The sequence below is a fragment of the Blattabacterium cuenoti genome (assembly GCF_014251695.1).
Classification (GTDB): Bacteria; Bacteroidota; Bacteroidia; order Flavobacteriales; family Blattabacteriaceae; genus Blattabacterium; species Blattabacterium cuenoti_T.
In genome coordinates this window covers 456,588-469,424 of sequence record NZ_CP059195.1, presented here as the reverse complement: position 1 = coordinate 469,424, position 12,837 = coordinate 456,588, and the positions used below count along the sequence as shown (strand labels likewise).

The 12,837-nt window shown below is 27.5% G+C and carries 7 protein-coding genes; 6 read left to right on the top strand and 1 reads right to left on the bottom strand.

Going from position 1 to position 12,837, the window contains the following annotated elements:
- The first annotated feature begins 14 nt into the window (after nucleotides 1-14).
- The 5 genes from rplA to rpoC are packed head-to-tail and all read left to right on the top strand — an operon-like array spanning nucleotide 15 to nucleotide 9,799.
- Entirely contained in the window at nucleotides 15-710 is a 696-nt protein-coding gene (gene rplA, locus H0H62_RS02265; protein ID WP_185860584.1) for a 50S ribosomal protein L1, read from the top strand.
- Nucleotides 707-1,252: a 50S ribosomal protein L10 gene (gene rplJ, locus H0H62_RS02260; RefSeq protein ID WP_185860583.1), complete on the top strand. Its 546-nt coding sequence runs from the start codon at nucleotides 707-709 to the stop codon at nucleotides 1,250-1,252. Before rplA ends, rplJ begins: the two co-directional genes overlap by 4 nt.
- Nucleotides 1,253-1,294: 42 nt before the next feature.
- Nucleotides 1,295-1,669, top strand: a complete 375-nt coding sequence (rplL, locus tag H0H62_RS02255; RefSeq protein WP_185860582.1) for a 50S ribosomal protein L7/L12 — start codon at nucleotides 1,295-1,297, stop codon at nucleotides 1,667-1,669.
- 45 nt (nucleotides 1,670-1,714) lie between these two features.
- On the top strand, nucleotides 1,715-5,530 hold the full coding sequence (gene rpoB, locus H0H62_RS02250; RefSeq protein WP_185860581.1) for a DNA-directed RNA polymerase subunit beta: 3,816 nt from the start codon (nucleotides 1,715-1,717) through the stop codon (nucleotides 5,528-5,530).
- 39 nt (nucleotides 5,531-5,569) lie between these two features.
- Nucleotides 5,570-9,799 (top strand): DNA-directed RNA polymerase subunit beta', encoded by a 4,230-nt coding sequence (rpoC, locus tag H0H62_RS02245; protein ID WP_185860580.1) that lies wholly within the window; start codon nucleotides 5,570-5,572, stop codon nucleotides 9,797-9,799.
- Here rpoC and glnS read toward each other — a convergent pair.
- On the bottom strand, nucleotides 9,794-11,470 hold the full coding sequence (glnS, locus tag H0H62_RS02240) for a glutamine--tRNA ligase (protein ID WP_185861011.1): 1,677 nt from the start codon (nucleotides 11,468-11,470) through the stop codon (nucleotides 9,794-9,796). The two genes, rpoC and glnS, sit on opposite strands and share 6 nt — an antisense overlap.
- A 79-nt stretch (nucleotides 11,471-11,549) precedes the next feature.
- Between glnS and H0H62_RS02235 the strand changes: the two genes are divergently transcribed.
- The gene (locus H0H62_RS02235; protein WP_185860579.1) at nucleotides 11,550-12,824 is read left to right on the top strand and encodes a bifunctional folylpolyglutamate synthase/dihydrofolate synthase; all 1,275 of its coding nucleotides are present in this window, start codon (nucleotides 11,550-11,552) and stop codon (nucleotides 12,822-12,824) included.
- The last annotated feature ends 13 nt before the right edge of the window (nucleotides 12,825-12,837 follow it).

The window sequence follows — 12,837 nt, the reverse complement described above, 5'->3', positions numbered from 1 at the left end:
ACATTTCATTCATTATGTCAAAAAAATTAACTAAAAATAAAAAAAAAGTTATAGAAAAAATTTCGAAAAAAAAGTATTCTTTAGAAAAAGCAATACTTCTTATAAAAGAAATTAATTTTGTAAAATTTGATGCATCTGTTGATATTTCTGTTCATCTTGGTATAGATATCCGTTTTCCTAATCAAATGGTAAGAGGAACGGTTTCATTACCTCATGGGACAGGTAAAAATATTTGCATATTAGCTTTAGTTCCTAAAGATAAAGAATCAGAATCCAAAAAAGCAGGGGCTGATTATGTTGGATTAAATTATATTGAAAAAATTAAATCTGGATGGACAAAGATTGATGTTATTGTTGCCACTCCTTCTGTTATGAATCAATTAGGAAGTATAGGAAAGATATTAGGTCCTAAGGGATTAATGCCCAATCCTAAAATGGAAACCGTTTCTGTAAATCCAGAAAAATCTATTAAAGAAATTAAATCTGGAAAAATTGCTTTTAAAGCAGATCGTTATGGAATTATTCATGCTTCAGTAGGAAGAGTTTCATTTTCACATCAATATTTATTAGATAATATCGTAGAATTTATGAAAATAATTATTCGTAACAAACCGTCTGCATCTAAAGGTTCCTATATAAAAAGTATTTATTTATCTAGTACCATGAGTTATGGTCTTCCATTAGATTTTAAAAGTTTCGTGAACAAATGAATAAAAAAAATAAAAAAAAAGAACTATTGGAATTAATTTCTATATTATCTAATAATGAAACATTATATTTGATTGATATATCCGATTTAAATTCTAGTCAAATATCTATTCTTAGAAAGAATTTTTATGAACATAGTATTAGAATGAGAGTGGTTAAAAATACGTTGTTGAAAAAAGCTATAATAAAAAATAAAAAATTCAATTCTTTTTTTCCGATTTTAAATGGAAATACAACACTATTATTTTCAAATTTGAATGTTGCAAATGTTACTTCAAAAATTATAAAAAATTTTCATACTCAAGAGAAAACTGATAAACCTTGCTTAAAAGGAGCTTATGCTCAAAAATCTTTTTATTTTGGTGGGAACAAAGATTTAAATGTATTGCTCCGTATAAAATCTAAGGAAGATATCATTGCGGAAATTTTAAATATACTTCAATTTTCAATAAAGAATATTTTTTCATCTTTTTTATATTCAACCAAATATAAAGTATGTGAAATTTTAAAATCCTTATCTTATCAAAAAAAGATGAAAAAATGAAAATCAAAGTCTCCTTCTAATATTTTTAAAATAAATAATAAAATGATAGAAAAGCTAGCAGAACAATTAGTGAATCTAACCGTAAAACAAGTTAATGAATTAGCTACTCTTTTAAAAAAAGAATATGGAATAGAACCGCATATTTCAGATAAAGTGGAAAATACTCATTCATCTCAAAAAGAAAAAACCTATGAGAAAGAGGAAAAAAGTATTTTTAACATAATTTTAAAATCATCAGGAAATTCTAAATTATCTGTAGTAAAATTAGTTAAAGAAATTACTGGAAAGGGGCTGAAGGAAGCTAAAGATTTAGTAGACAACATACCCAGTATTATTAAAGAATCTGTAAATAAAAAAGAAGCAGAAGATTTAAAAAATAAATTTGAAGAAATAGGTGCTGAAGTGGAATTAAAATAGATAATTTACTTACATTTTTTTGAAAAATTATCCATTAAATTAAAATTGGTGAATACAGAAAAAAAAAGAATCACTTTTGCCTCAGTAGCAAAACAAGTAGAATATCCTGATTTTTTGGATATTCAAATTAAATCATTTAAAGAATTTTTTCAATTAGATGCAAAGCCAGAAGATAGAAAAAATGAAGGATTATTCAAAGCTTTTGCAGAAAATTTTCCGATTTCTGATGCTCGAAATTCTTTTGTTTTAGAATTTAAAGGTTATTCCATAGATTCTCCTAGATATTCAATAGAAGAGTGCATAGAAAGAGGGTTAACTTATAGTGTTCCTTTAAAAGCAAAATTAAAATTATATTGTACTGATCCTGAACATGAAGACTTTGAAACTGTGTATCAAGATGTTTATTTAGGAACATGTCCTTATATGACTCCATCCGGATCTTTTATTTTTAATGGATCTGAAAGAGTAATTGTTTCTCAATTACATCGTTCTCCCGGTGTTTTTTTTGGTCAATCCCATCATGCTAATGGAACCAAACTTTATTCCGCTAGAATTATTCCATTTAAAGGGTCATGGATAGAGTTCGCAACAGATATTAATAATGTAATGTATGCATATATTGATAGAAAGAAAAAGTTACCTATGACAACTTTATTACGTGCGATAGGATATGAAAGAGATAAAGATATATTGGAAATATTTGATTTAGCTGAGGAGATAGAAATAAAAGGGAACGAAAAAAATATTATAAATAGAATTTTAGCGGCTAGAGTATTGAAAATTTGGCATGAGGATTTTGTTGACGAAGATACAGGGGAAGTTTTATCTATAGAACAAAATGAGATTCTTCTAGAAAGAAATATTCTTTTGAAAGAAGAACATATTAATCTTTTGATTCATAATGAAATAAAAACTATTTTATTACATAAAGAAGGAGAAAGAAAAAAAGATTATTCTATAATTTATAATACTTTACATAAAGACCCAACTAATTCTGAAAAAGAAGCAGTAGAATATATTTACAGACAATTAAGAAATACTGAACCTCCTGATGAAGAAACTGCTAGAGGAGTTATAGATAAACTTTTTTTTTCTGATACTCGATACAGTTTAGGGCCTGTGGGAAGATATCGTTTGAATAAACGTCTTGGTCTAAATATAAATCCTGATTATTTAGTTTTAACTAAAAAAGATATTATTGCAATAGTAGAACACTTGAATGCTTTATTTAATTCTAAAAGAGAAGTAGATGATATTGATCATTTATCTAATAGACGAGTAAGAACAGTTGGAGAACAACTTTATGCTCAATTCAGTATTGGATTAGCTAGAATGGCTAGAACTATAAGAGAAAGAATGAATGTTCGTGATAATGAAGTTTTCATGCCAGTAGATCTTATTAATGCTAAAACTTTATCATCCGTAATAAACACTTTTTTTGGAACAAATCAATTATCTCAATTTATGGATCAAACGAATCCTTTATCTGAGATCACTCATAAAAGAAGACTTTCAGCATTAGGTCCTGGAGGATTATCTAGAGAAAGAGCAGGTTTTGAAGTAAGAGATGTAAATTATTCTCATTATGGAAGATTATGTCCTATAGAAACTCCGGAAGGACCTAATATAGGATTAATATCTTCTCTTTCTGTATTCGCCAAAATTAATAATATGGGATTTGTTGAAACTCCTTATCGAATTGTATCTAATCAAAGAGTAGATTTAAAATTGAAAGTAAAATATTTAAGTGCGGAAGAAGAAGAAGGAAAAATTATAGCACAAGCTAATGCTATTGATAGATATGGAAATTTTTTATATGATAGAATTATAGCTCGTGAAGATGGAGATTTTCCTATAGTGAATCCTAATCAAGTAAATTATATAGATGTAGCTCCGAATCAAATTGCTTCTATATCTGCATCTCTCATCCCTTTTTTAGAACATGATGATGCAAATAGAGCTTTAATGGGATCTAACATGATGCGTCAAGCAGTTCCATTGTTAAAGCCTGATGCCCCCATAATAGGAACTGGATTAGAGGAACAAGTAGCTAGAGATTCTCGTATATTGATGAATGCAAAAAAGGATGGATTTGTAGAATATGTTGATGCAAAAAAAATAATTATTCGTTATGATAAAACAGATAAAGAAGATTTAGTGAATTTTGATTCTAAAGTTCAGGTTTATGATTTGATAAAATTTAGAAAAACAAATCAAAATACATGTATTACTTTAAAACCTATTGTAAGAAAAGGGATGAAAGTGATTAAAGGACAAATTTTATGTGAAGGTTATGCTACAGAAAATGGAGAATTAGCTTTAGGAAAAAATTTAAAAGCGGCTTTTATTCCGTGTAACGGTTATAATTTTGAAGATGCTGTTTTAATTTCTGAAAAAGTTGTAAGTGAAGATTGGTTTACTTCTATACATATAGATGAATATTCTTTAGATGTTCGTGATACAAAATTAGGGATGGAAGAATTAACTAATGACATTCCTAATGTTAGTGAAGAAGCTACCAAAGATTTAGATGAAAATGGAATTATAAGAGTTGGAGCAGAAGTAAAACCTGGTGATATTCTTATTGGCAAAATAACTCCCAAAGGAGAATCTGACCCAACACCAGAAGAAAAATTATTAAGAGCTATTTTTGGAGATAAAGCAGGAAATGTAAAAGATGCTTCTTTAAGGGCTGAACCCTCATTATTTGGAGTTGTTATAGATACAAAACTTTTTACTAGAAGTATAAAAGATAAAATATCTAGAACTCAGGATAAAATGAAAATAGTACGTTTAGAAAAAGAATATGAGAAAAAATTATTTTTTTTAAAAAACTTATTGATTAAAAAATTGCAATCTATTTTAGATGGAAAATTATGTCATAATTCTGTTTTTAATGAAAAAAAACAAGAAATTATAAAAAAAGGGATAAAATTCACTATGAAAATACTTAATAATATAAATAAACAGGATTATATAGAAATTTATTCTTCGGATTGGACTAATGATATTAAAATTAATAATTTAGTATCAGAAATTTTACATAATTATAAAATAGCGGTAAATGATTTAAATAGTATTTTTAAACATAAAAAATTTTCTATTACTGTTGGAGATGAATTACCTTCAGGAATTATAAAAATGGCGAAAGTATATATTGCTAAGAAAAGAAAATTAAAAGTAGGAGATAAAATGGCAGGAAGACATGGAAATAAAGGAGTAGTTGCTAGAATCTTAAGAGAAGAAGACATGCCTTTTTTAGAAGATGGAAGTCCTGTAGACATTGTTCTAAATCCTTTAGGAGTCCCCTCCAGAATGAATATAGGACAAATATATGAAACTGTATTGGGATGGGCCGGACATAAATTAAATATGAAATTTTCAACGCCTATATTTGATGGAGCAACTATAGAAGAAATTTGCAAATATACAGATAAAGCAAAAATTCCTCGTTTTGGGACCACTTATTTATTTGATGGAGGAACAGGAGAAAAGTTTGATCAACCTGCTACTGTAGGAGTAATATATATGTTAAAGTTAGGTCATATGGTAGATGATAAAATGCATGCACGTTCAATAGGCCCTTATTCTTTAATAACCCAACAACCTTTAGGAGGGAAAGCTCAATTTGGAGGTCAACGTTTTGGAGAAATGGAAGTTTGGGCTTTAGAAGCTTTTGGAGCTTCTAATATTTTACGTGAAATTTTAACTGTAAAATCAGATGATGTTGCTGGAAGAGCTAAAACTTATGAATCTATAGTAAAAGGAGAATCAATGCCTGAACCTAACAATCCAGAATCTTTTAATGTACTTTGTTACGAATTAAAAGGATTGGGATTAGATATACGTTTAGAAGAATGAATTTTTGTTATTTCATATTTTTTTTATATGATAAAAAAAATGAATAGAAAAAAAGATAATAACTTTAATAAAGTAACTATTCGATTAGCTTCTCCAGAAATTATTCTAAAGGAATCTCATGGAGAAGTATTAAAACCAGAAACAATCAATTATAGGACTCATAAACCAGAAAGAGATGGCCTTTTTTGTGAAAGAATTTTTGGTCCAGTCAAAGATTACGAATGTGCTTGTGGAAAATATAAAAGAATTCGTTATAAAGGGATTGTTTGTGATAGATGTGGAGTTGAAGTTACTGAAAAAAAAGTGAGAAGAGAACGTATGGGGCATATAAGTCTTGTCGTTCCAGTTGTTCATATTTGGTGTTTCCGATCTTCTCCTAATAAAATTGGATACTTATTAGGTTTTCCTTCTAAAAAACTGGAAATGATTATTTATTATGAACGATATGTTGTGATTCAAGGAGGTTTAAGTTTACGTATAGATGGATCTCATTTTAATAAAGGAGATTTTCTTACCGAAGAAGAATATTTACAAGCTTTAAATAAACTTCCGAAAGGAAATCAGCAATTAGAAGATTCTGATCCGAATAAGTTTATTGCTAAAATGGGAGCAGAATGTATAGAGGATTTTTTAAATCGAGTAGATTTGGATTTATTATCTATGGAACTAAGAAATCAAGCTCATAATGAAACTTCTAAACAAAGGCGTACTGAAGCATTGAAACGTTTACAGGTTGTTGAGTCTTTTAGAGAAGGGAAAAAAAATGGAGGAAATCCATCTTGGATGATTATTCATGTATTATCTGTTATTCCTCCTGAATTACGTCCTTTAGTTCCTTTGGATGGAGGACGTTATGCAGCTTCTGACATGACTGATTTATACCGTAGAGTACTTATAAGAAATAATCGTTTAAAAAGACTTATAGAAATTAAAGCACCTGAAGTCATTTTAAGAAATGAAAAAAGAATGCTTCAAGAAGCAGTAGATTCTCTTTTTGATAATTCAAGAAAAGTTTCTGCCGTAAAATCAGAAGCTAATCGTCCTTTAAAATCTTTATCTGATGCATTAAAAGGAAAACAAGGTCGTTTTAGACAGAATCTTCTTGGAAAAAGAGTCGATTATTCTGCAAGATCTGTTATCGTGGTAGGTCCGCACTTGAAATTACATGAATGTGGATTACCTAAAGATATGGCTGCGGAACTTTATAAACCTTTTATTATACGAAAATTAATTGAAAGAGGAATAGTAAAAACAGTAAAATCTTCCAAGAAGATTATTGATAAAAGAGAGCCCATGATATGGGATATTTTAGAAAATGTTTTAAAAGGACATCCTATATTGTTAAATAGGGCTCCTACGTTACATAGGTTAGGAATTCAAGCTTTTCAACCTAAATTAATAGAGGGAAAAGCAATTCAATTACATCCTTTAGTTTGTGCTGCTTTTAATGCAGATTTTGATGGAGATCAAATGGCTGTTCATTTACCATTATCTCATGGAGCTATATTAGAAGCTCAACTTTTAATGTTAGCTTCTCAAAACATATTAAATCCTGCTAATGGTTCTCCTATTACAGTTCCTTCTCAAGATATGGTATTAGGATTATATTATATGACTAAACCTTTGCTATCAGATTCAAAAAGAAAAGTGAAAGGAGAAGGACTTGTTTTTTATTCTCCAGAAGAAGTTGAAATAGCATACAATCAAGGTGTAGTAGATTTGCATGCTTTGATTAAAGTTAAAGTTCATCTTCGTGATGAAGAAAAATTTATCAATAGAATAATAAAAACTACTGTAGGAAGAGTTTTATTTAATCAAGTAGTCCCTAAAAAAGTGGGATTTATTAATGAATCTCTTACAAAAAAATCTCTTAGAGAAATTATAGGTAAAATATTACATTTTACAAATGTTCCTACTGCTGCTAATTTTCTAGATGATATTAAAGAATTAGGTTTTTATAACGCATTTAAAGGTGGTTTATCTTTTGGATTGGGAGATATTATTATTCCTGATAATAAGAAAAAAATGGTCAATCATGCAATTAAACAAGTAGATAATGTAAAAATGAATTATAATATGGGATTAATCACGAATAATGAACGTTATAATCAAGTAATTGATATATGGACAAATACCAACGCTATGCTTACGGAAAAAGTAATGAAATATATGCGTGAAGATAGACAAGGATTTAATCCCGTATATATGATGTTAGATTCTGGAGCAAGAGGTTCTAAAGAGCAAATCCGTCAACTATCAGGAATGCGTGGATTGATGGCTAAACCTCAAAAAGCAGGATCTTCTGGAGGTGAGATTATTGAAAATCCTATTTTATCCAATTTTAGAGAAGGGCTTTCTATTTTAGAATATTTTATATCTACTCATGGAGCTAGAAAAGGATTAGCAGATACTGCATTAAAAACAGCAGATGCTGGATATCTTACAAGACGTTTAGTAGATGCGGCTCAAGATGTTATTATAAAAATGGAAGATTGTAAAACTTTACGTGGATTAGAAATTTCTGCATTGAAAAAAAATGAAGAGATCGTAGAAACTTTGTTTGATAGAATTTTAGGACGTGTATCTTTAAATGATATTTATAAAGATAATGAATTAATAATTTCCGCAGGGGAAATGATTGATGAAAAAATAGCAGAGATTATTGAAAAATCTGGAATAGAAATAGTAGAAGTTAGATCTCCTTTGTCTTGTGAAGCACAAATGGGGATTTGTTCTAAATGTTACGGTCGTAATTTATCTACAGGAGAAATAGTTAAAAAAGGCGAAGCCGTTGGAGTTATTGCAGCACAGTCAATTGGAGAACCAGGAACTCAATTGACTTTACGAACTTTTCATGTTGGAGGGACAGCAGGTAATATTACAGAATCTTCACAAATAAAAGCAAAATATAATGGAATTGTGGAATTTGAAGATTTAAAATTTGTAAAAACAAAACAAAATTCTGATCAGATAGGAATAGTAGTTTCTAGATCTACAGAAATGAAAATTTTTAACCTAGAAAAATCATCTGTTTTAATGGTAAATAATATTCCTTATGGCGCTTCTTTATATGTAAAACATGGAGATGTACTAAAAGTAGGAGATATGATTTGTAAATGGGATCTGTATAATGCAGTTATTGTTGCGGAATTTTCTGGTATAATATCTTATCAACATTTAGAACAAGGTATTACTTTTCAAGTAGAAATAGATGAACAAACTGGATTTCAAGAAAAAGTAATAACAGAGGTAAAAAACAAAAATTTAATACCAACATTAAAAATTATTAATGAAAAAAATGAAGAATTAAAAGTATATAATCTACCAGTAGGTGCTCATTTAATGGTAGAAGATGAAGAAAAAATAGATGTAGGAAAGATATTAGTGAAGGTTCCAAGAAGAACGGCTAAATCAGGAGATATTACAGGAGGGTTACCTCGTCTATCTGAATTATTTGAAGCACGTAATCCGTCTAATCCAGCTGTAGTATCAGAAATGGATGGAATCGTTAGTCATGGAAAAATAAAAAGAGGAAATAGAGAAATTATTGTAGAATCTAAAACAGGAGAAATAAGAAAATATCTTGTTAAGTTATCTAATCAAATCCTTGTTCAGGAAAATGATTACGTTAAAGCAGGAATGCCTTTATCAGATGGAGCTGTTACTCCTAATGATATTTTAAATATAAGAGGACCTAGGGCAGTACAAGAATATTTAATAAGAGAAATACAAGAGGTATATCGTTTGCAGGGAGTTAAAATTAATGATAAACATTTTGAAGTTATTGTTTTACAAATGATGAGGAAAGTTGAAGTTATAGATATAGGAGATACCAAGTTTTTGGAAGGAAATATAGAATATAAAGATGATTTTATAGAAGAAAATGATAAAATATCTCAAATGAAAGTGGTTGAAGATTCTGGAGGTTCTGAAATATTTAAAAATGGAGATATTATGAATAATAGGGATTTTAGAAATGAAAATGCAGTTTTAAAATATAAGAAAAAAAAATTAATAAAAGTCAGAAATGCTATTCCTGCTACAGCAAGACCTATATTACAAGGAATAACAAGAGCAGCGTTACAAACTAAATCTTTTATATCTGCAGCTTCATTTCAAGAAACAACAAAGGTTTTAAGTGAAGCAGCTATAAGTAGTAAAATTGATTATTTACACGGATTAAAGGAAAATGTAATCGTCGGACATAAAATTCCTGCAGGAACTGGATTAAGAGAATATGAAAATATTTTACCAGATATTCAATTATAAAGAATTTTTTTTCCATTGGTTTTTTATAGATACCGTTTGATTAAAAATAATCTGATCTTTTCCGTTTTTAATTTCACTATCTACATAAAAATAACCAATTCTCTGAAATTGAAAATGATTTCCTTTTTTTGCTTTTTTTAAGGAAGGCTCTGCATAACCAATTATTTCATTTTTTGATTTAGGATTAATATATTTATGAAAATCTATATCTGGATTTCTATTTAGAAAAAGAGGATTATATAAATTAATTTTTATGGGAAAAGAATGTTTTACAGACACCCAGTGTAAAGTGCTTTTAACTCTTCCTTTTTCTTCAATTTTGTTTTTTTTTCCGGATTTACTTTTTGAATCATAAGTGCAATGTATTTCCTTTATTTTTCCTTCATAATTTTTTATTACATAATTTGCTTTTATGATATATGCGTTTTTAAGTCTTACTTCTTTTCCAATACAAAGACGAAAAAAATTTTTTTTTTCTTTTTCTAAAAAATCATCTTCTTCAATATATATAAATTTTGAAAAGGGGACTTTTCGATTTCCATCCTTAAAATTTTCTGGATTATTTTCTGCTTCTACCCATTCAGTTTCATTTAAGTAATTGTCAATAATTAATTTAATTGGATGTAATACTACCATAACTCTAGGAGTTATTTTATTCAAATGTTCTCTAATCCAAAATTCCATCAAAGATATATCTATGATATTATTTCTTTTTGTGATCCCTATATTGTGAATAAAATTTTTTAACGAAAGTGAAGTGTATCCTTTACGACGCAATCCAGATATTGTTAAAATACGTGGATCATCCCAAGATTGAATAACTTTTTTTTCAATTAAGTATTGAATTTTTCTTTTACTAGTTATAGTATGACTTATATTTAATCTGGAAAATTCTATTTGTTTGGGTTTTATTTGATTTGTATTTTCAATATATATTTGATCTATATACCAGTTATATAATGGACGTCTATTTTCAAACTCTAAAGAACATAAAGAATGAGATATTTGTTCTATATAATCACATAAACCATGTGTCCAATCATAAGTAGGATAAATACACCATTTATATCCAGTTCTATGATGTTTTTTTCGTAAAATCCTATACATGATTGGATCTCGCATATTCATATTTGAAGAACTCATATTAATTTTAGCTCTTAAAACACAAGACCCTTCTTCAAAAGACCCATTTTTCATTTTATCGAATAGGAATAGATTTTCTTCTATAGATCTATTTCTATAATCACTATCAATTCCAATTTCAAAAGGATTTTTTCTTTGAAGTTGTATGATATTTTGAGGTTGATCATCTACATAAGCTTTATTTTTTTTAATTAATTTTATAGCCCATTCGTAAAGTTTAGGAAAATAATCAGAAGCATAACTTTCATTATTCCAACGGAAACCTAAAAAAAGAATATCTTTTTTTATAGAATCTATAAAATTTTTATTCTCTCCTATAGGATTAGTATCATCAAATCTCAAAATAATTGGAGATTTATATTTTTTACCTAATTCAAAATTTAAACATATAGCCTTAATATGTCCAATATGAAGAAGTCCATTAGGTTCAGGAGGAAAACGAAATCTAATTTTTTTTACAGAAAATCCATTTTTTATGTCTTCTTCTATAATTTTTTCAATAAAATGTAAATGTGATTCTATAATAATTATAAATCAATTCTTGTACTAATATAACCAATTTTTTTAAAAAAATATATTTTTGCTATGTTATTTTAACAGTTGGAATTTGAATTATATAGAAACAGTTCAATGGATTTTTAAACGTCTTCCAATCTATCAAAAAACAGGATTGATATCATATAAACCAGGTTTAAAGAGAATACAAAATTTTTGTTCTCATTTAGGAAACCCCCAAAATTTTTTTAAAAGTATCCATGTAGGAGGAACAAATGGGAAAGGATCCACTGTACATATGTTATCTTCTATTTTACAAGAAGAAAAATATAAAATAGGACTTTTTACTTCTCCTCATTTAATAGATTTTAGAGAAAGAATTACCTATAATGGTCTTTTTATAGAAGAAGATTTTATTGTAGATTTTATAAATGAAAATAAAAAATTTATAGAAAAAGAAAAAATTTCATTTTTCGAAATGAATACGGCTTTAGCTTTTCAATATTTTAAGAAAAAAAAAGTAAATATAGCAATTATTGAAGTAGGAATGGGAGGACGGTTGGATTCTACTAATTTGATCACTCCAGAAATATCTGTAATTACAAATATTAGCGTAGATCATACAGAAATCCTTGGAAAGGATCAATTAAAAATTGCTTTAGAAAAAGCTGGAATTATAAAAAAAAACGTATCAGTAATAATAGGAAGAAAAGTATTGAAAAATATTCGATCTCTTTTTCTTAAAGAAGCTATAAAAAAAAATGCTCCAATTTATTTTTCTGTAAAATCTAAAAAAGATTCTCAATATAAAATTCCTTTTAAAGCAGATTATCAAAATCTTAATCTAAGTTTAGTATTAAAAACTATAAGTATCTTACATTGTAGAAAAAATATCATAGTATCTAATCAATCAATAAAAAAAGGATTAAAAAATGTCATAAAAAATACTAATTTTAAAGGACGTTGGCATATTTTACAACAAAAAAATCCAAAAATTATTTGTGATATAGCTCATAATGAAGAGGGGGCATATGTGATTAGTAAACAGTTAAAGAAAGAATCATATGAAAAATTACACCTAGTTTTAGGTTTCGTAAAAGAAAAAAAAGTAGATAATTTATTAAAATTTTTCCCTATTGAATCTTTTTATTATTTTTGTGAACCTAATATAGATAGAAAATATTCTATTTATGATTTGAGAATATTAGTCAATAAGATATTTAAAAATCGTGAAAAAATAAATTTTTACCCTTCTGTTAAGAAGGCTTTTTTATCCGCTAAAAATAAAGCCAATCAAAATGATTTGATTTTAATAAGTGGAAGCACATTTGTTGTATCTGAGATCTTATTATATTATAAAAATTTTTATTTACATTTGAATAAATAAGTTATAAAAAAAT